Origin of the sequence: Cytobacillus sp. FSL R5-0569 (assembly GCF_038007265.1) — a bacterium.
Taxonomy (GTDB): Bacteria; Bacillota; Bacilli; order Bacillales; family Cytobacillaceae; genus Cytobacillus; species Cytobacillus kochii.
The window spans coordinates 2,273,334-2,297,255 of sequence record NZ_JBBOWW010000001.1; the positions used below are offsets into that span (position 1 = coordinate 2,273,334).

Below are 23,922 nucleotides of genomic sequence, written 5' to 3' on the forward strand. Positions count from 1 at the left end.
AATAGACAGAACTTCTGTTCATTTAATCGTAGTTACTTCAAAATTTTAGATAGAATTTTTTTATGGGTGTTCGACAATTTTAACAAATTAAAGTTTCCAGCTCTAACTAAACTTTTAATGATTTTTACTTCTTTCCAAGCTAAATCATATAGAGGTTGATTAATAATATTATTTTTTAGCGCATCTTCAAGTTCGTCGTCATCCAAAACATATAATTCCCCGGTTGGTAATATAACAATATCTAAGAATAAATCGTCCATCCATGGAATATTATTGTCTATTCCATAATGGAGGCATATGTCTATATACCACTGAATGATATTCCCTTTAGAATCGAACATCGTAGTTACTGAATGGTTTTTTCTTAAAGGAAATTGTTGAAGCCACATATATCCATCATCCACTATACATAATTTCTTTCTCCCATAACTTACACATAATGGTGAGGTAACGGATAGTGCATGTAATAAAGTTATGTGACCCTTAAAGTTTTTGGTATTGAGGAAAGCCTGTGAATATTTCCTTTTATCAATTCTTTTCCAATCTGAACGATCTCCGAACTTCCTCTTTAGCATCATCATCCCCCACGCAAGTTTTTATGCGAATTATAGCATTTGATTGTAACGAGTTTACTTATATTAAACAAAATTATTGGATGAAATTCTATATTAAAGATTTATTCAACATATCATCACTTTTATTTGAAATATTAGATACTACCGAAGATATTTCATAAGTAATGCTGTTACCTCTAAAATTAATATGCTTCCTTTTACTGAGCTATATTAGTGAGAAAAAATTTAATTGAGGATAGAGGAATTTTACAATAGGAGGTCTAATACTATTAATAGTCAGAATATTTTCGACAAAACCTATAAAATGTAAGCGCAATCATTTAAGTAGAAAGGTGTGAGTAATTGATGGACAATCACAATCATCAAGATTTCCCTTCCTATGATGCAATCATTGTTGGTGCTGGGTTTTCTGGCATGTATATGCTCTACAGATTACGAGAACGTGGCTTAAGTGTCCGAGTGTTTGAAAAGGGAGCTGGTGTAGGGGGAGCTTGGTATTGGAGCTGCTACCCTGGTGCGAGGTGTGACTCAGAGAGCCATACGTATAATTTTACCTTTTCTGAAACGTTATATGAAGAATGGTCTTGGCGTTCTCGTTATCCGACTCAACCAGAAATTCTCGAATACTTAAACTTTGTAGCAGATCGCTTACAACTGAGAGAGGATATTGAGTTAGAAACAGAAATAAGAGCGGCTCATTTTGATGAAGAAATTACACAATGGAGAGTGTATTTACAAGATGGTCGACAATTGATATGTAAATATTTCATTACAGCTGTCGGTTGTCTGTCAGCACATGCGAAGAATATCCCGAAAATACCAGGTTATAGTCAGTATAAAGGTGAAAGCTATCACACAGGTACTTGGCCACATCACGAAGTAGATTTTCATGGCAAGAAAGTAGGGATTATTGGTAATGGTTCAAGTGGAATTCAAAGTTTACCGGTTATTGCAGAAACAGCAGCGGAAGTATATAGCTTCCAAAGAACTCCTCAATATGCGATTCCTGCACAAAATCACCCTTACACAGAAGAAGAAATCAATGAATATAAAGCAAATCGATTAGATACAAGAAAGAAAATGTTTCAATCTCATACTGGTTATCCCTTTTTTTCACGACCGATTTCTGCCTTAGAGGAAAATCAATTTAAACGGCAGGAAATTTATGAAACAGCATGGAAGAAAGGTGGCTTTGAGATAAGTGCCACTTATAATGATTTATTAATTAATGAAACCTCTAATGAAACACTTAGTCAATTTGTTCGAGATAAGATAAAACAAGTTGTTAAGGATCAATCGTTAGCAGAAAAATTGTTACCCACTTATCCAATTGCCACTAAACGTCTAGTTCTTGATACAAATTATTATGAATCATTTAATTTGCCACATGTCCATTTTGTCGATGTAAAATCTGCGCCTATAACACAATTCAGTGAAAAGGGTATTTGCACAACAGGCAGAGAGTATCCCTTAGATATGGTTGTGTTCGCTACAGGTTATGATGGAATGACCGGACCATTATTAACGATGGATATTAAAGGACGTGGAGGAGAATCACTTAAGGAGAAATGGGAACATGGAGCTAATGTATCAACTTATTTAGGTGTTGCCACTAACCTCTTCCCGAATATGTTTATGATTACTGGACCACAAAGTCCATCTGTAGCAACAAATATGCCGACAAGTATTGAACAGCATGTGGATTGGATTGACCGTTTTATTGCTTATATAGAGGCAGAGGGAATCGAAATGGTAGAAGCTAATGCGCAACAAGAAGAAACATGGCGTATCCACTGTGAAGAAGTATATAGACAAACATTATATAGTAAAACCCCTTCTTGGTATTCTGGAGCAAATGTAGAAGGAAAGCCTGAAGCATTTTTAATTTATCTAGGTGGGCTAGGACAATACGGGAAAATCCTCGAGAATTGTGCTACTAGTGAGTATAGTGGGTTTGACCAACATTCTTCCATCACAAAAAATATGTAAAGGAGTGCTATTAATGGATTTTATCAGTAGAGTAGCAGAAGAAATAAGAGAAATCTGTGAGGTTTTCCCACCATTTAAGTTACCAGAGGGATTAGAAGCAGCAAGGCAGGCTGCATTCGTCCCAGTCGAAACATCCCCTTATGTAAGAATCAATCAATTATCTATTCAAGGTGGAGATAAACAAAGAATGTTAGTGAAGATCTATGAACCTTCTAATAGAAATGAAGAGGCACTTCCAGCTGTTCTTTTCATACATGGAGGAGGGTATGTAACTGGTCATCCAGATGGTAGTGATGCTATTTGTCAAGCGTTTGTAAAAGAAGCTGAATGTGTGGTTGTGTCAGTCGATTATCGGTTAGCTCCAGAGCATCGCTATCCTTGTGCAATAGAAGATTGCTATGCTGCCTTGTTATGGATGCATGAGAGCTGTGAAGAATTAAAGATTGATAGAAGTAGAATCGCAGTAGCTGGTCAGAGTGCGGGCGGAGGATTAACAGCTGCCCTCTCATTGTTAGCACGAGATAGAAGCGGTCCGAAAATAGCCTTTCAAATGCCACTTTATCCAATGATAGATGATCGTAATACGACTGCATCAAGCTATGAAATCACCGATGAAAAAGCAATATGGAATCGTGGCAATAACCTAGCAGCATGGAGGATGTATTTAGGTAAAAATATCAATGGTGAGATTTCACCGTATGCTGCGCCGGCAAGAGCAAAAAATTATTCTGGCCTACCACCAACCTATACATGTGTGGGTCAATTGGATCCATTTAGGGATGAAACAATTGAATATGTCTCGAGACTTGCGAAAGATGGAGTCGATGTAGAGTTTCATATTTATCCTGGCGCTTATCATGCCTTTGAATTATTAAATCCAACTTCTGATTTGGGTAGTGCAGCCATTCACAACTATATACAAGCATTAAAGAAAGCGCTTAATCCAAAAGTAAAAATCATGAAATAAAAAAAATGAGCTGCGAGATTGAATCGCAGCTTATTTTCACGAAAAATAATATTGTTAATTTAGAAATATCTGATATTTAATTGACGGGTAACAGAAATATGGGTTAAATTGGACATATAGAAAACAGATGTAAATAAGTGTTACCGTTTTCATTCGTTCTTTGAAGGGAGAAAAGAAAATGTCTCGTTTACCAAAACAATTTCAGCAATTACAGTTACCGGTCATTGGATCACCACTTTTTATTATTAGTAACCCAAAGCTAGTTATTGAACAATGTAAAGCTGGTATCGTTGGATCAATGCCAGCATTAAATGCCAGACCTTCTTCTCAGTTAGATGAATGGTTAGCGCAGATTACAGAAGAGCTTGCTGATTATAATGCACAAAACCCGGATAAACCGGCTGCACCCTTTGCAATTAATCAAATCGTACATAAATCAAATCAAAGATTAGAAAAAGATATGGAGCTATGCGTGAAATATAAAGTGCCAATTATAATTACCTCTCTAGGAGCGAGAGAGGAAGTATTCTCCGCTACTCATAGTTATGGTGGTATTGCACTCCATGATGTAATCAATAATACTTTTGCACATAAAGCGATAGAAAAAGGCGCAGATGGTTTAATTGCTGTTGCTGCAGGAGCGGGTGGCCATGCTGGTGATAAAAGTCCGTTTGCGCTCATTCAAGAAATTAGACAATGGTTTGATGGAACATTAGCGCTATCTGGCTCTATTGCGAACGGACAAGCCATTTTAGCTGCGCAAGCGATGGGAGCAGACTTAGCCTATATCGGCTCGCCATTTATCGCTACAGAGGAAGCTAGAGCCTCAGAAGAGTATAAACAAGCTATTGTTGATGGTTCATCCGATGATATTGTTTATAGTAATCTATTTACTGGGGTTCATGGTAACTATTTAAAACCATCCATAAAAGCTGCTGGTTTGGATCCTGATAATCTACCAGATAGTGATCCAAGCAAAATGAATTTTGGGGAAAATCGAGTAAAAGCATGGAAAGATGTTTGGGGAAGTGGACAAGGTATTGCTGCTATTTCCGCGGTGACAACTACCGCTAATTATGTCAATAAACTAAAACAGGAATATAAACAAGCACAAGAAGACTTGTTCGCTTATAGCAAACAATTTACGTGAACAATGAATCTTTTAGCCACCTTTTAGGTGGCTTTTTTAATGTTCGAAGTTATAAGCATACAAAAATTAACGAAAATAATTCTAACAGAACTATGTTCCAAATATTCAATAGATAAAGAAAAAACAAAAAATGCGATTAAGTAAGAAAGGCCGAAAGTATAAAAAGTGACTTATTGCAATATACAGTTAGACTGTATATAATTGAACTATATAGTTTAACTGTATATATAGTGTCGGGGTGATTCAATGGACATAAATAAATATTCTCCATTAACCGAAACAACCTATTACATTCTATTATCATTAATTGAACCTTCCCATGGATATGTCATGATGCAAAAAGTGGAGGAATTAAGTGACAACAAAGTGAAAATAGCGGCAGGAACGATGTACGGAGCAATAGAAAATTTAGTGAAACAACGGTTAATACAATCTGTGGAAAGTGATGATAAACGTAGAAAAACGTATGTGATCACAGAGAAAGGAATTGAGGTACTAAGACAAGATTATAAAAGGATGAGCCATATGATTCACATTACTGATAACTTATTCTCTAATACAGATATTTAGTGGAGGGGAGAAGATGCGCAAATTCAAGGTTTTTATTGACTTTGATAAAGAGGAACAATGGTTAGAGAGAATGGCGAGTGAAGGGTACCAATTAGAAAGCACTTATTTCGGCTACAAATTTCGGTTAGTTGAGGCAAAAGAGAAGAAAATCAAAATAGATTTCAGAAAGTTCAAGCATTCAGCAGACTTTTTGGATTATATTACATTGTTCGAGGATAGTGGTTGGAGACATATTGCTGGATCAAAATATTCAGGGATTCAATATTTTGAGAAAATCGATGATCAAGCCACAGATGATATTTTTTCTGATAATGTTTCAAAGGCAAAAAGGTATAAACGTTACGCTCATTCTTCTCTCATGCTTGCCATTGGTAATTTCCCACTAATAGTCTTTCTTTATTATACAGGCATCATTGATCCAGCCTATTTCATTCGACCAAGTGAACTTTACTTAACTCCGGGGCTATGGGACAAAAGTGGAATGTCATTTTGGTTTTCGTTTATTTTTGAGACACCTTTTGCCTTGTTAAGAGGGGCAGCTTGGACATTCATTCCACTATCTGTTCTATCCTATTTATTCTTTAGTTATAAAGCAAATAAACGGTATATTCAATCAATGATAAAAAAATAACATGATTCTTCATAGCAAAGGTAGGAGAGAACAATGGAATCAGAATTAAAGAGGGGCTTTCTTGTAAGACAAAGAGCATTTTTGAAGTTGTATTTACTAAAAATGATTGAAGCGAATAAGCGTTATGGTACTCAGTTTTTAGATGATCTTAGAACCGAATTTAAACCATATGGATATCATCCTACTCATTCCGAAATCTATAAAACATTACATGAATTAACGAGAGAGGGATGGGTGAGAAGAGAAAAAAAGTTACTTGGTGAACCTGGTGTAGATTTTCAAGAAATTATTATTTATCATCTTACGGATAAGGGGAAGCAAGAATACGAGCTATATAGAAAGCAAATGAAAGTGGAGTTTGACCGTTGTTTAGGACTGCTAAATCAGGCCATGAGTGATCATTATGGACCAATAAAAAGAAAATAAATTTTTCAAGTCTATTTTTGCATTATTCTTCCAATAAAGGGCATCCTTATAATAATGTTAGGAGGGTCTTTATAATGAAGAAAGAAGTGCTTGTCGCATTAACTGCCTTTTTCTTGATGAGTTTATCCACGATGACCGCTGTATATGCCGGTGTAGACAAGAATGAAGAGCAAAAAACAGTCATTACCCAAGAAGCAGAGCTTTCTGGAAAAGAGATAAAAGAGACGATAAAGATTAAAGGTATCCGTTATGAAGAAGAAGCTGGTTTTTTTAAAGAATTATCATTAGAAGTAGAAGATGATCTTAAAAAAACTGTCAAAGTAGATTTAGAACCAGGGTTTGACCCACGATTAAAAATAATTGATTTTAATGATGATGGTAATAAGGAATTGCTAGTGAAAATCAACAGCGAAGATAGTGGAGAAAATGCTTCATTCTATCTTTATAGTTATCAAGATGGAAAACTAATTAACTTAGGTGTACCTGATCCAGTCACTTCTACTGCGCAATTAGAGGATAATTACGAAGCTGTTATCGCAGTAGAAAATGAAAATAGAGAAGTAACTTTTGATTTGGCTGAGAATGCAAAAGCATATGAAAAACTCGGTTTATATCATAAAGGAAAATTAAACGAACCTTTTGAACTAACTGTTAACTCATACAATATGCTTACTCCTTTTGAAAATACAAAGGGGGAAAAGGGCTTGAAGGGAATGCAAAGGGTCACAGGTATAGACCAAAATGATACTATAGCTTATTTGCAATCTTTTTGGAAAAGAGAAGATGAAAAATGGCAATTAGTGAACGTAGAAATTTTAGATGTAAGAAACAAATAAGCGGTTATTGCTAAAATGCTTATAGTTTATCTTCTTTTAAAGATAAACTATAAGCTATTTTTTATGATAAGGGCAGCTCAAGGAGCATTGAGTTTTCTTCTTTATGGTAAGAATGAGGTACAAATCTCTAGCTAGCACAACTTTAGTTAATGGGCATATGATGTATAGAAGTAACAATCTTTTAATGAAGGGGAAGGATTCAATGAATCAAGAATTAGATTTAACAAAATTAAAGGTTGATATTCTTGCTCCTGCTACAAATGTTAAGCCAGTTGAATATAGAAATTATTACTTTCGACAGCCTTATGGAGATGAACAAGCTTATTTAAGCATTTCTATTGAGAGCGTAAAAGGCAATGAGAACAATCATTCTGACGCGCTTCAGGCACAGTGGATACCGCAAATGGGGCAATATGTATTGTTCTGCCGATTTCAAATTAGCAAAGGAGAATATACCGAACCGTATGCTAAGATACGATATCTTATTTATGAAAGAGAAATCAAGAATTGGTTAACAGCGCTGGTTTTTGGAGATCAACAATTTTTACAGCATTATCCATGGTTACTTGATTCTCCAATCTACGTACAGTTTCAATCTGATTATCCTGCGTTTAATAAGATACAATATTACGGAAATGTAAGACAGTTTTTAAGCAAAGCTTTACAAAGACAATAATATTATTATGTAAACTAAAAGTTATAAATCATAGCATGGTTTATAACTTTTTCTATTTAAAATTCATAAAGTAGAAATATGTTGCAGTTAATTAAATTCGTGAATAATCTTAGTGATCAAGGAGTTATTTTTATATCATGCAGAAAGACATGATAATAGATAAAGCAATTTTTCTGTTACATCCAAACTTAATTATGAGCATTCAGCAGCTGGCAATGCTGGAGCAAGAGCCAGAGTACGATTAGAGGAAAAATAGAAAAGGTAGCTAAGAAAGAGCTAATACGATATTCTAATCGTATACAACATAGCTAGAGCAAGAACGTAAATAAAATTATTGAGTTAACTGGATTTTTTTATTGGATAATAGATTTATAAATACACTAAAACTTGAATCATATGCGAATCAATCATTTTGTTATATTTATTAAAGATGACATATTGATTTGCAATTTATCGCAGAATAAGATCAGAATCATAAAATTTTATTTTGTCTCAATGTTTTAAGTATACTTGGATATTGAGACAAAAATGATTATAATTATTTAACTTCCTATAATATATATTATGTAAACTAGATAAAAATGATAAGAATAGTAGTTACTTTCATTTGCGATTTCTCGCCTACGACTTCACCGCCATCTAACCGAAAAATAGCAACTCTATGTTTATTTTTTTTATGCCAGTTCTTTAAACTTTCATAATCCTTATTCTTTTGAATGCTCTGGATTATCAACTAATAATTTGTTTTAGATACTGAGGTACCTTAATCATCTCTATTTTTTTCTAAAGCTAAAAACCAGTCATCTATAGTGTTGATGACTGGTTTTTGAATTTCACTCTGTTAAAAGCATATTAATTGATAGCAACCTCGCTTTGATATTTTAAGTCCCCTGCCGCTTTTACTCTTACTCTCGTTGCATTTCCTGGCAAGTAGGCCAATGGGACATCCTCAATATCTACAATCTCTACACTACTTGGTTCGGCTCCAGCTTGCACAGCTTCTTTTATTGCTTGTTCTTTTGCGCTTTGTAACGCAGCAGCTCTGCCAATCTCATCTAAAACAAATATCTTTTCCACTTGCCCGCTCACTTGAGCAATGGCTGAGCCAATAGCATTTGCTACTCCTGAATGGTTCGGGCGGATAACATGTGAGGCACCTTTAAGGGTTTCTGGTAGTAAAATACTACCTCCTCCAACAAGAATAACGGGAACTGGATCAGCACTTGTTTTCATTCTGTCTATTGCTTCTTCGACCATCTCAACCATTCTTACGTATATTTTTTCTAATAAATTTTTATCAAGATGTGACACTTTTTTAACGTCTCCTAAATTACTTTTCCCAAGTGCCACAACAACATCAGTAGTAGTTAATGTATCTCCACCGAAGACCAATCCTTTCTCTGGTAATCGATATCCCACACTTTCAGGACCGATTGTAAAAGAGTGTTCGTCTTCTATCTTTATAATTGTTCCGCCCCCTAAGCCTATAGAAACTAAATCCGGCATACGGAAGTTCGTTCTTGCTCCACCAATCTCAACTGCAAGAGAAGATTCTCGTGGAAATGATTGCACTAGCACACCTACATCAGATGTTGTTCCTCCAACATCTACGACTATGGCATCCGATAATTCACTTAAATATGAAGCTCCTCTCAAAGAATTAGTAGGTCCGCATGCAACTGTGAAAATAGGATATTTCATAGCGTATTTTACAGACATCAATGTTCCGTCATTTTGTCCAAAGAATACTTTCGCTTGAATCCCTTCATTTTTTAATGCATCGATAAACCCTTCTGCAGCCATCTTTGCGACATTAATAACTGAAGCGTTTAATATGGTCGCATTCTCCCTTTCTAAAAGCCCTACAGAACCAATCTCAGAAGATAACGATAATGCGATAGAGTCTCCCAATACTTCTTGAAAAATCTCTGCTGCTCTTTCTTCATGTGCCTTTGATACTGGAGAGAAAACAGAAGTAATTGCTATGGAATCCACTTTTTCCTTTAATTCATTTGCGATTTCATATAAGTGATTTTCATCAAGTTCAACTATTTCTCTTCCATCAAATTCATGACCCCCTCGCACTAAGAAGACATGTTCACCTAGTAATTCTCTAAGGTCATTTGGGACACCTATTAAAGGTTTGACTGCCAGTGTCGCTGGCGCACCAATTCGTACTACCGCCACTTGATTTAGTCTCTTTCTTTCAACAATCGCATTCGTGCAATGAGTTGTTCCTAGCATTGCATATTTTATATTTTCTTTTGGCACATTCGCATGAGAAACAATTTTGTGCATTGCGTGATATATGCCTGTAGCTACATCTTCAGTAGTTGAAGCTTTTGTTTCTGATATGACTTCATTCTTGTCATTTAACAAGACCGCGTCAGTATGAGTACCACCTACATCAATTCCAATTCTATATGTTGCCATCATTGTGTCACTCCTTTTTTTACAAGTTCCTCTACAGGTGTATATGCCATATCATAGCCAAAGTAGTTTGGTCCTACTGTTGCTATGCCTTTTTCTGTTCTCCATTTTGGATGACAAGGGATGCCAATTACAACACATCTAGATCCATAGCGTATGCCTTCTGTTGTTATAGGTAAACCTGTTTCTGAATCGAGTACAGCTATTAAATCCGGCGTCATACATAAAACCTTTTCATTCGTTTGAGCAATAAGATGTTCATTTTGAAAGCGGAGTTTTAAATTTTCACCTTTATTTTGTTCAAGCCCCTCGAAAGTAGCGACACCCTTTGCAAAACCTGATTCAGTTTTCCTATCTATATCAATGACTTTCCCTTTAAATAACTCAAAGCCATTGACTGTTTCTAAAATTTTTTCTATAGGATTCACATTATTTATTTTAGCTAATCTAATACTTTTACCAATTTCCTCTTCAAGCTTAAGAATATTTGTAATCCCACTTTTCTTAAGGTCTTTAGCTTTCATTGAATACATCGCACACATGACTGAACCACCCATTTGTATAGTTGCAGATCTAGCAATCCGCTCTGTCCATACATTATCAATTGTAGACAATAGCGCCGTATTTCCCTTTTCATCAGCTATTATTGCAGGAGTTGCTGATATCCCGTCTAAATAAAAGGTTACCATTTGGAGTTCTGGAAATGCTCGTCCCATCCCATCAGCATCTATTACTGGAATTCCTAATCTTGCAGCTAATGCAAAAGGTAACATGCTATTTACACCACCCGCTTCAATAGGAAAAGTCCCGTATATCTTTTCACCTAAATATTCCTCTAATTGATTAAAAGCACGAATAGCCTCCTCACCACTTGGTGCTTTTTCTAACATAACAGTGGGTGCACCCATCATTGATGATGGGACAACCAATGCATCGTCTGGTACTTCCTCTGGGTCTAATAATATTACTTCTCCATATTCTTCAATTGCTTGAAGCGCCATTAGCTTCCCGATGTACGGATCTCCACCTCCGCCCGTTCCAAGTAAAGCTGCACCAATTGCCATATCCTCAATTTCTTGTTTTCCTATTTTTCTCATTTCGCGCACTCCTTTGAAGTTTCTAAATATTTATGCTGCATCTGCATGAATATCAGTTTTATATAATCGCTCCATTTTTTTTGCAACATAATAAATGACCGCACTAATCACTAACGAGTTAATAGACGGTATACCTATTGTAATAAAATAACCAGCTAATCCTCCGCATCCCCAGGCTAAAATCGTAGGCCAGCCAAGTTTCTCGGTATTTGCAGGTAATTGGCCCTTCTGGCGACTTTCGTCTAGTATTTTCCTATGTGTCTTTAAAATGAAATAGTCAATAACCATAATTCCCGCAACAGGTGGAACAAGTATCCCAAGTAAAACGAGAAAATCAGTGAAACGTTCTAGTATCCCTAATACAGATAATAGCGTCCCAATAATACCAATAAGTAACGTAACCATTCCACGATTTAATTGAATTCGAAATAATGAGTCAAAAATATTAGTAAAACCGAGGGATGATGAGTACAAGTTTAAATTATTGATTTTAACTGTGGAAAGGACCACAACCAAAACCCCTAACCAGCCAACTGTTGTCATCATAATATTAGCTACATCACTTGTTCTTGCTGCTAAAGCCATTAAGACAGCAATCATATTAATCCCTAACTCTCCAACTAATAATCCGATGGTAGTCATCCAGAAAACATCTTTTCCACTCTTAGCAAACCTACTAAAATCCGGGGTAATCACGGCACCTATGATAAATCCACCCGCAACCATCGTCGCAGCAACGCCAATTGATAAAGGCTCACCTGCTGGCTGTGTTGCTAGTAAATCAGAAAAACTCTGTCCTTTTAGTGTTTGATAAATTCCTATACTGACAGCTATTAGAAATAAAGGTACAGTGATAGAAGCAGTAATACTTAAAAGTTTAAAACCGAAAATAACCAAAATTGTTACGCCAATTCCTGTTAATGTTGCTGCTAAGGGTAAAGAAATCGCTCCATTTGTAGATTGTACAATTCCTTCAGCGAACACGGAATTTTGTACTCCAAACCAACCAATACAAGAAATAGCTATAACTGCACCAATTATACTCGAACCATGGCGCCCAAACCCTGTCCACCTAGCTAGAAGGCTTGTAGATAACCCTTCTTTCGCGCCTGCATACCCTAAAAGGAAACCAACCACTTGAAGAATCACACTACCTAGAAACGTAGCCCAAAATGCCTGCCAGAAAGTCATACCGTATCCTAAAGATGCTCCTAAAATAAATTGTGAAATGGTTGCTAATGCCCCGACACGAATGATCGTAATACTCCACAGTGATCGCCTAGCCTCCTGAGGCACCCTTGTTAATGAATAATCGTCCCCAATAGTAGAATGATTTGCCAACGTCCTATCCCTCCATTCAATTCGTATTCATCACTCTTTGTTTACTTGGCGGCTTCATATAAGTAATGCGACTTTGCTTCACTCCCATGCTTATTGTTGCTTCTAATAATTTAGTTGCAGCAAAGCCAGGATCTACAACTGGAATGTCATAGCCTTTTTCAGTTAGCTTCATTTGGAGTTCGCTAGCTACCCCCATAAATCCAGTACAGCCCAAAATTAGTGCTTCTGCTTGGTCTTCTTTAATCGCTTTTAACATTTCGTCTAAAAGGGCACTCTTTAACTTCTCTTTCTCATGTACTTCTAAAACGGGGATGTTTACATAACGAATAGAGGCAAGATTATGATAAACACCTGTTACTTTACTAATGTTACTAATCATTGAAACGACATTGGGGAGAACAGTTACAACAGAGAAACGTTTTGCCAGTGTGCTTGTAAACAGCATAGAAGCCTCGCAAGGGCCTATCACTGGAATATCAACGACCTCTCTAGCTGGCTTCACTCCTGGATCTCCAAAACAATTACTAATCACACCGTCGTACCCGTCTGCTTCCGCTTGTTTTACTTTTTCGATAAAATCAGGTACACATAAGGCTTCATCGTACTCACTTTCTATTGAAGCAGGCCCGTAATCTAGGTTTGTTACATCAATGGTTGTTTGAGGATAGGAAAATCCAGTAAATTCTTTTTTCATTTCATCCATAAATGTGTCTGAGATAATAGGTGCAATCACTTTAATTTTCATATTTCGCCCTCTCTTTTTTAAAATAAGATTATAAATCACCAAATGCCATTATTTTCAAACGAAACATTTCACCTTTTAAATAATCGAATGGAAATTCCTCCACTCTATTAATTTTGATCGTTTCAGGTTTTGCTCCTTTATGAATTAACTCTTTAATTACTCTCTCTTTCTCTCTTTCTACAATTTCTTCTTTTGTGCGATCATTTAGCCAAAAAACTTTGTCTAGACTTGAGCTTAGAGGAGCATAACAAGCCCCTACCGCATTACATATTTGATAACCTACAGGCTGGATAGCTTTATCAAATTTAGTGAAAATATTATTTAGAAGTAAAGGACTTCCACCCCCAACTAGAACGAGTGGGATGTATTGATCTTTAGGTTGTAATTGTCTGATTTTTTCTCTTATCCTGCTTGATACCGTATTTACTACTTTTAAACAATCTTCTGTTGAAATACCTTCTAGATTTTCATATTTAATGTGTTTATCCTTGAATGAATGAGGAAAGATTTTTAAAAACGAGTCGGATATTGTCCATTGCTCTCCTCCCCATGCAAGCCCATCTTTTGTTATATCACTTGCAATTGTATCTTCAATTAATAAATTCCCTTTATGAGTATTGACCAAATTGCCTCCACCTGTTGAAAGTGAATGTACTTTTGGAAGCCTAACATTTACTGGTATATCCAATACTTTTACAGGCCCTTCTTCTGTTTGTGGATGACCATGACTTACCATACCAATATCAATTGTGCTACCTCCAACATCAATCGCTATGAAGTTCTTTAAACCAGTAAGTTTGGAAGCGCCGCGTAAACTATTAGTTATGCCAGAACCGATTGTGAAAATAGGTAACTTAATCGCTTCTTCTACTTTCATCAATGATCCATCATTTTGGGTTATCCAATAAGGGCAATGCAGACCTAAGTTTTTTAAGATATCATTAATGGAGCTTAAAGCATCCTTCATCACAAATGACAACATTGAGTTAAGCAAAGAGGCATTCTCACGATCTAAAAAGCCTATACTTCCTATTTCATTAGATACAGTGACAGAAAGAGAAGGCATATGAGAGGCGATCACTTTTTTTAAGTTATTTTCTTCATCCTCATAAAAGGAAGAAAAGGCGCCTACTATACATACAGCATCTACTTTTGCTTTTTCTATTTCCTTCATTATCTTCAATACACTTTCATGATCGATTTCATAATGAGGTATTTGCCTTGTAAAATCATATCTTGTTTCTAAATGAAACTCTTTTATAATGTATTTACTTAAATGACTTGGCCAAAATAAACCTGGTTTGATTTTCGATGGTTTCTTAGTTAAGCGAATCAAAGCTGTCTTGGCTAAATTTTTTGGATAATACAATTCATTTAGTACATGTGTAGTGCCTAAGAAGACCCCTTTTATCGATTCTGACTTTACATTGGCCTCATTTAATACTACTTTTGCGGTTTTATAGATGGTTTCTCCCAAGTTACTTGTCGTCAATTGCTTTGACCAGGCCTTTATATTGTCTGATTCATCAATGATAACTGCATCAGTATTTGTTCCACCTACATCAATTCCTAACCTCATTGGTCTTCCTCTTTCTTTAATAGTTGATAGGATTCTTTCATGTGTATGAGTGTTAACATATCTGTAGTATGCAATATGTTAGGAGCAGGTATAACTAAAACTATGACTGATTGAGCCTTTTGAATGTCTACAACACTGATTGGTTCAAGTGAATCTATATGGAGAAACACAATTAAATCTGGCACACGATAAATGTTTTCGCCATTATGAATGAAAAAAAATTCATTCATAAATTGGATTTCAATTTTCTGGTTATGTTGTTTTGTATAGCTTTCAATGAATAGTTTTCCAACAATCCCTTCATTTTCAAACCAACGAGAGACTTCTGTTACATATCCTTTAATCACAAAAGATAATTCTCCGTAGATAGAATTTTCAAATGCGTTCATTATTTGTCTTAATCGGGTCATTCCGTCGCCATAAGACGCAATAATTTTCCCTAAACGATAAGCTAAATAAAGTGTCCCTGACAACATGGAAGTTTTGATCTCATCTCCACTAGCACCATAGCCAACTAAGTGACTATGCCCTCCATTATTCTTAGCAAATGATTTCGCTTCATCTACTGCCTGATCGGAAGTGTTTGAAGAAGGAATGAACTTCATATTTTCTTGCGTGACTAGTGAAAGAGGGGCAAGTGGAATACCATTTAAATGCAAAGTAGTCATATAAAGCTCTGGAAAGGCTCTTCCCATTCCATCTCCATCAATCACAGGAAGGTGCCGCTTTAGAGCAAGTAAAAGGGGAGCCAAAGCATTCACACCGCCTATTTCAATAGAAATGAGGGCATCTACATTTTTGTTATATTCCTTTTCATATAAACTAAGTGCTGTTTCCACTTCTTCGCCTGTCGGTAAATCTTCATTAAAGAGGACTGTTGAACCCATAATTCCAATAGCAGTTACCCACCAATCATCCTTCACTTCATGAATGGGTATCACCTCTATCACATCATCGTCTTTCATCACAGACAAAATTAAAGCTTCAATTGATCTTGTATTACCACCACCTCCACAAGATAATATTCTTGCCCCAAGGGAAATGAATCGAATGTCTTCTTTAGTTATTTTCCAAGGCATTTCTTTATCTCCTTTCTTTACTAATTGCAAGTTCTGTACCAAAATTCAAAAAAATAAAATAATAACTTAAAAAACCACGAATCTCGTAACTTTATGTATCTAGATTAAACGTGAAAATCCTCTCAAGTGAGAGGATTTTTAAATATTTACTTGAGAATGATAATTGAGAAAAACAGGTTAAATACATTGATTTCTCATTTTTTCTCAACTTTTCTCTTTGTTTCTCAAATTACTTAATTCTTAATTTATTCAGTTTGCGGTATAAGGTTGGTAAACTTATATTCAAAGATTTTGCTACTCTTTTTTTACCCAAGGTATCCCTTCCGAATTCATCTAATAGTCGGAGGATTTCCTCTTTGTTTTCATTGGATTGTTTTCTATATAAACGCTTTTGATTTGGTTGTAATTGTATTTGAGATTGTATTTCATCTTTAAGATACGTTGGCAAACTTTTTTGAGTCACTAATTCACCGATTTCTAATTGAACAAAGTGGTGAACGACATTTTGTAACTCTCTAATATTGCCGCTCCAATTGTTTTTCAATAAAATCTCCAATACTTCTTTAGAAATTCTTTTCGGTTTTTTTCCAGCTTGTTTTGATAAGTTTTTCATAAAATATTCAATCAATATCGGGATATCCTCCCTTCTATCTCTTAAAGGTGGGATGACAATCGGTATAACATTTAAACGGTAATATAAATCTTTTCTGAACTTACCTACTTGAACCAATTGCTCCAAGTTTTGATGAGTAGCAGTAATGATTCTTACATCAACTGGGGTTGATTGATTATCACCTACTTTTTCTATTCTTCTTTCTTGAACAACCCTTAATAACTTCGCTTGAAGAGAAGGAGATAAATCACCAATCTCATCTAAAAAAAGCGTACCGCCATTTGCGAGCTCAAAGCGCCCAACTCTTGTGGTATGTGAACCAGTAAATGCACCTTTTACATGGCCAAATAATTCACTTTCTAATAATGATTCCGGTATGGCCGCACAATTTAGTGCAATAAATGGCCTTTTACTTCGATTGCTTCCATGGTGAATAGCTTGGGCAAAAATTTCCTTTCCCGTACCACTTTCACCTCTTAATAGAATAGATGAGTCACTATTAGCTACTCTCTGTGCTTTTTCAATCGTTTTTTGAATACTATGACTAGTCCCTTTAATTTGTTGAAAAGTATAGAGCGTTTGTTTAGCAATCGGTTTTTTCACAGTTCCTTTATCCATTAATATTTGTATTAAATAGGAGATTGTTACATCATTTGATTTGATTGTTCTTAAAGAAACCGTAGCTTTTCCTTTGTTCACTAATAATTCAACCTCTTCAATGACTTTATCCTTTTTGAGTCTTTCCCAATCTTTACTGTACATTAAAGTCGAAATATTTAAGCCTACTACATTTAATCTTTCCTCATTAATAGATGAGAATGTTTGACTGGTCGTTTCAATGATGTCTTCTTTGTTAATTAGGACAAATACATCGCTTGTAGTTTGTAAAAAGATTTGCAGTTCATCTAACGTTTCATGATAAAGACGTTCTAGTTCTAGACTTTGTAATTTTATTTCGATCGTCGATTTACATAAGTCCAATTGAGAGTCAATGAGTTCTAATGTTTCATATCGCTGTTCATTTTTCATACCATTTTGAATAACAAGATATGCCACTATTTGATCCGCTATCCTAATTGGGGTCATACTTATTTCTTCATCTGGGTATTCAGTTAATGTACATAAGTCAGTACAAATGCTACATGATTCTTTAAATAATTGTCCAATATGGTTCCTCGTTTTCCGGAGTTTTTCTTCAATAAGGACACTAAAGGTTGAATTCTCCCTATCACAATTCTCAAAATAGATATGTATCTTACAAGAATAGTGGCGAAAGAACCTTATAGCAATTGTCGTTATTTCACTTTTGTATAATTCAGATAACAACAGGATCACCACTTTTACTGAGATTAAAGTTATTATAACAAATAATCTAGATTTCCCATTGGTATATTGACGCATTTAGATCAATGTTACTTTAAATGATCTTATGAAAAATAAACCTTAGTTTAAATAATTCCATTCATATAAAGGTGAATTAAGGTCGCGCCCCCCAAGGCTTAAGTGTGCCAATGATGGTGAAATCCCTCTCTGATTGCATACTGTCAATTGTACCAGCTGATATTTCTTCGTGTGTGAGCCACCTGGAAGATGTTCCGTTATATTTGAAGCCTAGTTGGATGATTTTAAGCTTACATTGGTCTTGGTAGTTTTGTTGGGAGGATTTGATACTTTCGATGTCTGAACTGCTGCCTTTTACAAGATAGAGTGTCCAAGGTTCATTTTGTAATTGCTCTATTTGTTTGTTCATTATAGGAATAGCGTTGGGGGCTGTATTGTGAATCCATGCTAAAACAGTGTGAATGGGACCGCCATCTTTGTGAGCAAGGGTAATCTCTTCAATAAGTTTGTCAGTATCTGTGTAATCTAAAAGGCGATAAGTTGTATTTGAATGCTCTAGGGATTTGCTCTTTCTTCCATAGATTCTTGTTTGAGTCGTGCGATCAATTAACCAATTTGTTGTTTCCTTTAACATACCTGTTCCTCCAAAAATGAGCGTATGTCCAAAGTTTTTCATACTGCTTCTCCCTCCTTCTAATTAGCTGCGATGTTACTGCGAGCGCATACATAAAACTTCCATTTATCAGCGATTAAACCCTCTTTTTCACAAAATTTCATTGAAGAATTTTGACGGTTTAAAGAACTTGCTTCTTGTATTGGAAATATTTCTTTTCTAATTTTGCAGAAGTTGCAAAGATATATTGGTAGCTTTGCTGAATAAGTTGAATTAAATCATTTAGTTGCACATTCGATTCATTCACTACTTCTTCTCTCATCTCTTTAAGTGATTGATGAAAGCCTTTAATGTCTTCATATTCCATAATGTCATAGAGTGTTTCCATATCTTCATATGATGTATAGATGAACCGTTTCATTAGTTCGTGTAATCTTTTTGCTTTCAGATGGTAATCAATGTCTAAATTAAAAACATTAGAGTATAGTAATGCTTCATTAGCAATCTCTTTATATTTAGGTTCAATCTTCGTCGTTATTAAAAGTAGTTTTGAGGTGGCGGTTGAGAGAAAGATTTCCTTATCACGATGCCAAATGGTTACTCTAACACCGTAGAAGGTAATCATTCCGCCAATAATCGCTCCAACAAATCCGATCAAACCAGCTATAATGGTCAAGTCCCATTCAAACATGATATGTAAACAAGCCCCTAGAATCAATGTAATACATAATAGTAATAGAGTAATGATGATGATTAAGAAGCTGTTTTCCTTTTGATGAATCATTGCCTTCCCCACCTATTTAAAAGGATTATTAAGAAAGATTATATTAATCAAAGGCTAATACTTTCCATTTTAGTTACTTTCATTTACAATAAAAGATAAATAGTCAGATTTTTCTATCTTTATTTTATGACCTCTATTAACTGATAATACCTTTTACTGATTTATTTTCATTTACATATTAATTTTATCAATTTCATTTGCGTTTTCTCATATCCTCCTTCTCTTTTTACTATTTTACAAGAATAAAAGGACCCTAATATTCCATTGTTTATCCTCTTAGAATATAATTTTCTCGTAAATTTCATCTTTTCCCTTTACTTTTTTTATTATATTTTATTATAATCATTATATAATAATTATTATTATCTGAGATTGATTAGTAGATGATGATAATTACCTCACTTCACAATAAAGGAGAATCAGTATGAGCGAAAATAATATTATTTCTGAAGCAAACCATTCAGGCGGAGGTGGCTGCCCTTTTCATCATGGAAGTGTAACGAAGCAGCAATCTGAAGCAACGACTAACAAAGATTGGTGGCCCAATCAATTAAACTTAAATATTCTTCACCAACATGATAAAAAGTCTAATCCAATGGGTGAAGATTTCGATTATACTGAAGAATTTACTAAACTAGATTACTATGCTTTAAAGCAAGATCTTCATAAATTAATGACGGATAGCCAAGATTGGTGGCCAGCAGACTTCGGTCATTACGGACCACAGTTTATTCGTATGGCTTGGCATTCTGCAGGTACTTACCGTACAGGTGATGGCCGCGGGGGTGGCGGTACAGGTTCACAACGGTTTGCCCCTCTTAATAGTTGGGCAGACAATGCCAACATTGATAAATCTCGTCGTCTTTTATGGCCTATTAAACAAAAGTACGGTAACAAAATTTCTTGGGCAGATCTCATTCTATTAGCAGGAAACGTTGCCATCGAATCGATGGGTGGTAAAACATTTGGTTTCGGTGGTGGCCGAGCAGATATTTGGCACCCTGAAGAAGATGTATACTGGGGTAATGAAAAAGAAATGCTTGGTGATAACCGCTACTCAGGAGATCGTGAATTGGAAAATCCTTTAGCGGCTGTACAAATGGGTCTGATTTATGTGAATCCTGAAGGTCCAAATGGGAAACCAGATCCTGTAGCAAGTGGTAAAGATATTCGGGAAACATTTGCACGTATGGGTATGAATGATGAAGAAACAGTTGCCCTTGTTGCAGGTGGACATACTTTCGGTAAAGCACATGGTGCTGGAGATGCTGCGCAAGTTGGCCCAGAACCAGAAGCAGCGCCAATTGAAGCGCAAGGACTTGGTTGGATCAGCTCACATGGTAGTGGTAAAGGTCGTGACACAATTACAAGTGGAATTGAAGGTGCATGGACTGCAAACCCTACTCAGTGGGATAACGGTTTCTTCGAACAATTATTTGGATATGAGTGGGAATTAACAAAAAGCCCTGCCGGTGCGTATCAATGGCAAGCAGTAGGTCAAGATGAAGCACATATGGCGCCTGATGCCGCAGATAGCTCTGTCCGTGTAAAAACAATGATGACAACTGCTGATATGGCGCTACGTATGGACCCTGCTTATGAGAAGATCTCTCGTAGGTTCTATGAGAATCCAGAAGAATTCGCCGATGCTTTTGCACGTGCTTGGTTTAAACTTCTGCACCGTGATATGGGTCCACGTGATCGTTATTTAGGCCCAGAAGTACCAGAAGAAGAATTAGTATGGCAAGACCCCATCCCTAAAGTAGACTATGAACTAACAGATGCTGAAGTGTCTGAGTTAAAAGCCAAAATTTTAGATTCAGGTTTATCAATAAGTGAGCTTGTTACAACTGCATGGGCATCAGCTAGTACATTCCGTGGTTCTGACAATCGTGGAGGTGCAAATGGTGCGCGAATCCGTTTTGCTCCACAGAAGGACTGGGAAGTGAATCAACCTGAACAACTTTCTAAAGTACTTCATACATTAGAAGGTTTACAAGCTGGATTAAATAAAAAAGTCAGCTTAGCTGATTTAATTGTACTTGGTGGTAGTGCGGCGATTGAACAAGCAGCAAAAAATGCTGGTTTTGACGTCACTGTTCCATTCTCAGCAGGTCGTGGAGATGCCACAGAAGATCAGACGGATGTAGAAAACTTCGAAGTATTAGAACCAATTGCTGATGGTTTCCGTAATTATCAAAAGCAAGAGTACAGTGTAGCTTCTGAGGAGTTATTGGTAGATAAAGCACAACTACTAAACTTAACTGCTCCTGAAATGACTGTGTTAATTGGCGGTATGCGTGTATTAGGTACAAATCATGGTGGCACAAGCCATGGCGTATTTACTGAAAATGTAGGCACACTATCCAATGATTTCTTTACGAACTTACTTGATATGAGTGTAGAATGGAAACCAGTTCAAGGCGGTATTTTTGAAGGCCGTAATCGCCAAACAGGTGAAGTTGTTCGTACCGCTTCAAGAGTGGACTTAGTATTTGGTTCTAACTCTGTATTACGTTCGATCGCTGAAGTATATGCACAAGAAGATAATAAAGAGAAATTTGTTAAAGACTTTATCTCCGCTTGGGTTAAAGTAATGAATGCCGATCGTTTTGATTTAAAAATCAAGGATGCCGTATTAAGCAAGTAATATTATTCTAAAAAGAAACGCCGCTACTTATGTAGACGGCGTTCTTCTTATTTGCTTCTGCGTGCGGCTTGTTGCACTGGGTCCCATACCCCGTTGAAAGGTGGCGCATACGATAAATCTAAATCCATTAAGTCATCGATAGACATTTGATTGTATAACGCAGTGGCAAGAACGTCTATTCGCTTATCTACCCCGTACTCTCCAATTATTTGTCCCCCAAGTAATGTGCGATATTTCTTATGGTATAAAAGTTTAACCTTCATTCTTTTTGCATCTGGGTAATACCCAGCAATATCGTGAGCGTCTGTTACGACAAACTCGTAAGGAATATTTAGTTCTTTAGCTTCCTTTTCAGAAATACCTGTTCTTCCTAATGTTAAGTTAAAAAATTTAATGACAGATGATCCTACGATTCCTTTAAACGGCTTAGGAATTCCTAATAGGCTCAGACCTGCAATTTGTCCCTGTTTATTTGCGTGTGTGCCCAAAGGAATATGATCATCTAACGCTTTAATTCGATGATATTGCGTAGCACAATCTCCTGCTGCATATACATCTTTTATACTGGTTTGCATATAATTGTTCACCCGTATTGCCCCGTGCTGACTGAGTGAAATATCTGTTTTTTTGAGAAATGCTACGTTTGGCTTGACACCAATTGCCACTAAGACAAGATTTGTCTTGTACGACCCTTTATCAGTCGTAATGCTTTCGACAAAAGCCTTTCCTGAAAAGGATTGAACTTCTTCACCTAATTTTAAAGTTACTTGATGCTCTTTAGCCTTTTGATGGATTAGCTGTGCCATATCTTCATCAAAAATGGTAGCAAGTTGTTTATTCCGCTCGATAATGGTTACCCTTTTCCCTAACCTCACAAAGCTTTCAGCCATTTCCAAACCAATGTATCCACCACCAATAATCGTCACATGTTTAATCGTTCGATTATTCATTTCCTGGATTATTTCATTTGCGTCAGGTATGGTTTTTAAAGTGAATATTCCTGGAAGATCAGTCCCCTCCCAATCAGGCATAACAGGACTAACTCCAGTGGCAATCAATAATTTATCGTATGTAAGTTGAAATGGTTGTTGATCAATATAGTTATATCCCTCAACGATTTTCGTATCTGTATTAATATTAGAGACTTCATGTTGTACTTTGGCATCAATTCCATATTTCTCGCGGAAAGTTGTTACAGAACGGGCAATTAAGTCTTCTTTTTGAGGAATTACCCCACTAATATAATAGGGAAGACCACATTGTCCATAAGAATAAATCGTTCCTTTTTCTAATACAGTAATTTCGTGATTTTCCTTGCTGTTGCGAATGATTTGCATCGCTGCACTCATCCCGGCAGCATCGCCACCAATAATAATTATTTTCATCTTTCATTCCTCCCTTCACTAGTTTTGCTCAACAATGTGTTTTTCACACAATGATTCGTTTATTACCTACAATTAAACGATTGAACGAAGTTAAATGAGGGTTAACGTTATCGTTTCTTATCCTCTTCCAGCACTTGTGAATTTCTTAATTGAATACCCTTTAGTTCATTTTAAGAAACCATAATGATTGCTTGAGTAATTTATACTCATTGATGGGGCCCAGTAGCAAAACGCAAACTTGTTCACTTATATCATCAGAAATGCTAACAAACGCTAACATTGGTTCTGATGTAAGCTATGCTCATCCTCTTAACCACATTCTTTTACTATCTTACAAAATTGCTTGGCATTAATGTCGATACAGGGATGTCTTTATGTTTCACTTTTCATTTCCTTTTTTAGCCTGCTTCCTTATCTAAATAACAATAGATAGTTCTACGAAGAA

20 protein-coding genes are annotated in these 23,922 nt (G+C 36.0%); 9 read left to right on the forward strand and 11 right to left on the reverse strand.

Annotated elements, in window-relative coordinates; translation table 11 throughout:
• Positions 1-32 precede the first annotated feature (32 nt).
• Positions 33-575, reverse strand: a complete 543-nt coding sequence (locus MKX78_RS11780; RefSeq protein ID WP_341051007.1) for a DUF402 domain-containing protein — start codon at positions 573-575, stop codon at positions 33-35.
• 345 nt (positions 576-920) lie between these two features.
• Here MKX78_RS11780 and MKX78_RS11785 point away from each other — a divergent pair, with 345 nt between their 5' ends.
• The 8 genes from MKX78_RS11785 to MKX78_RS11820 all read left to right on the forward strand — a co-directional run bounded on the left by MKX78_RS11785 (position 921) and on the right by MKX78_RS11820 (position 7,820).
• Positions 921-2,564, forward strand: coding sequence for a flavin-containing monooxygenase (locus MKX78_RS11785; RefSeq protein ID WP_341051009.1), 1,644 nt, complete (start codon positions 921-923; stop codon positions 2,562-2,564).
• A 13-nt stretch (positions 2,565-2,577) separates the two neighbouring features.
• Positions 2,578-3,531 (forward strand): alpha/beta hydrolase, encoded by a 954-nt coding sequence (locus MKX78_RS11790; RefSeq protein WP_322909314.1) that lies wholly within the window; start codon positions 2,578-2,580, stop codon positions 3,529-3,531.
• A gap of 178 nt (positions 3,532-3,709) precedes the next feature.
• Positions 3,710-4,681: an NAD(P)H-dependent flavin oxidoreductase gene (locus tag MKX78_RS11795; protein ID WP_095373318.1), complete on the forward strand. Its 972-nt coding sequence runs from the start codon at positions 3,710-3,712 to the stop codon at positions 4,679-4,681.
• A 246-nt stretch (positions 4,682-4,927) separates the two neighbouring features.
• Complete coding sequence (locus tag MKX78_RS11800; protein ID WP_095373317.1) at positions 4,928-5,251, forward strand: PadR family transcriptional regulator; 324 nt, start codon at positions 4,928-4,930, stop codon at positions 5,249-5,251.
• 13 nt (positions 5,252-5,264) lie between these two features.
• A complete protein-coding gene (locus tag MKX78_RS11805; protein WP_095373316.1) occupies positions 5,265-5,882 on the forward strand; it encodes a DUF2812 domain-containing protein in 618 nt (205 codons plus the stop codon).
• A 33-nt stretch (positions 5,883-5,915) separates the two neighbouring features.
• Positions 5,916-6,308, forward strand: coding sequence for a helix-turn-helix transcriptional regulator (locus tag MKX78_RS11810; RefSeq protein WP_095373315.1), 393 nt, complete (start codon positions 5,916-5,918; stop codon positions 6,306-6,308).
• Positions 6,309-6,382: 74 nt separating this feature from the next.
• Positions 6,383-7,144, forward strand: coding sequence for a hypothetical protein (locus MKX78_RS11815; RefSeq protein WP_095373314.1), 762 nt, complete (start codon positions 6,383-6,385; stop codon positions 7,142-7,144).
• 202 nt (positions 7,145-7,346) lie between these two features.
• The gene (locus MKX78_RS11820; RefSeq protein WP_341051012.1) at positions 7,347-7,820 is read left to right on the forward strand and encodes a staygreen family protein; all 474 of its coding nucleotides are present in this window, start codon (positions 7,347-7,349) and stop codon (positions 7,818-7,820) included.
• An 852-nt stretch (positions 7,821-8,672) separates the two neighbouring features.
• On the opposite strand, the gene MKX78_RS11825 is transcribed toward MKX78_RS11820, so the two are convergent.
• From MKX78_RS11825 to MKX78_RS11865, 9 genes are all read right to left on the reverse strand, one after another.
• Complete coding sequence (locus tag MKX78_RS11825) at positions 8,673-10,253, reverse strand: hydantoinase/oxoprolinase N-terminal domain-containing protein (protein WP_095373693.1); 1,581 nt, start codon at positions 10,251-10,253, stop codon at positions 8,673-8,675.
• Complete coding sequence (locus MKX78_RS11830) at positions 10,253-11,347, reverse strand: DUF917 domain-containing protein (protein WP_307314022.1); 1,095 nt, start codon at positions 11,345-11,347, stop codon at positions 10,253-10,255. Before MKX78_RS11830 ends, MKX78_RS11825 begins: the two co-directional genes overlap by 1 nt.
• A gap of 30 nt (positions 11,348-11,377) precedes the next feature.
• Entirely contained in the window at positions 11,378-12,688 is a 1,311-nt protein-coding gene (locus MKX78_RS11835) for a purine-cytosine permease family protein (protein ID WP_341051014.1), read from the reverse strand.
• Positions 12,689-12,704: 16 nt separating this feature from the next.
• Positions 12,705-13,433, reverse strand: coding sequence for an aspartate/glutamate racemase family protein (locus MKX78_RS11840; RefSeq protein ID WP_095373692.1), 729 nt, complete (start codon positions 13,431-13,433; stop codon positions 12,705-12,707).
• A gap of 28 nt (positions 13,434-13,461) precedes the next feature.
• Positions 13,462-15,012 (reverse strand): hydantoinase/oxoprolinase N-terminal domain-containing protein, encoded by a 1,551-nt coding sequence (locus MKX78_RS11845; RefSeq protein WP_095373310.1) that lies wholly within the window; start codon positions 15,010-15,012, stop codon positions 13,462-13,464.
• Positions 15,009-16,091, reverse strand: a complete 1,083-nt coding sequence (locus MKX78_RS11850; RefSeq protein WP_341051017.1) for a DUF917 domain-containing protein — start codon at positions 16,089-16,091, stop codon at positions 15,009-15,011. Before MKX78_RS11850 ends, MKX78_RS11845 begins: the two co-directional genes overlap by 4 nt.
• 229 nt (positions 16,092-16,320) lie before the next feature.
• The gene (locus tag MKX78_RS11855; RefSeq protein WP_157733987.1) at positions 16,321-18,030 is read right to left on the reverse strand and encodes a sigma-54 interaction domain-containing protein; all 1,710 of its coding nucleotides are present in this window, start codon (positions 18,028-18,030) and stop codon (positions 16,321-16,323) included.
• A gap of 151 nt (positions 18,031-18,181) precedes the next feature.
• Positions 18,182-18,721: a short-chain dehydrogenase gene (locus tag MKX78_RS11860; protein WP_341051019.1), complete on the reverse strand. Its 540-nt coding sequence runs from the start codon at positions 18,719-18,721 to the stop codon at positions 18,182-18,184.
• Positions 18,722-18,839: 118 nt separating this feature from the next.
• Entirely contained in the window at positions 18,840-19,442 is a 603-nt protein-coding gene (locus tag MKX78_RS11865) for a hypothetical protein (protein ID WP_095373306.1), read from the reverse strand.
• A 424-nt stretch (positions 19,443-19,866) separates the two neighbouring features.
• Between MKX78_RS11865 and katG the strand changes: the two genes are divergently transcribed.
• Positions 19,867-22,092: a catalase/peroxidase HPI gene (gene katG, locus MKX78_RS11870; protein ID WP_095373305.1), complete on the forward strand. Its 2,226-nt coding sequence runs from the start codon at positions 19,867-19,869 to the stop codon at positions 22,090-22,092.
• A 47-nt stretch (positions 22,093-22,139) separates the two neighbouring features.
• Here katG and MKX78_RS11875 read toward each other — a convergent pair whose 3' ends face one another.
• Positions 22,140-23,477 carry an FAD-dependent oxidoreductase gene (locus MKX78_RS11875; RefSeq protein ID WP_095373304.1) on the reverse strand — a complete coding sequence of 446 codons (1,338 nt, stop codon included), beginning with the start codon at positions 23,475-23,477 and terminating at the stop codon, positions 22,140-22,142.
• Positions 23,478-23,922 lie beyond the last annotated feature (445 nt).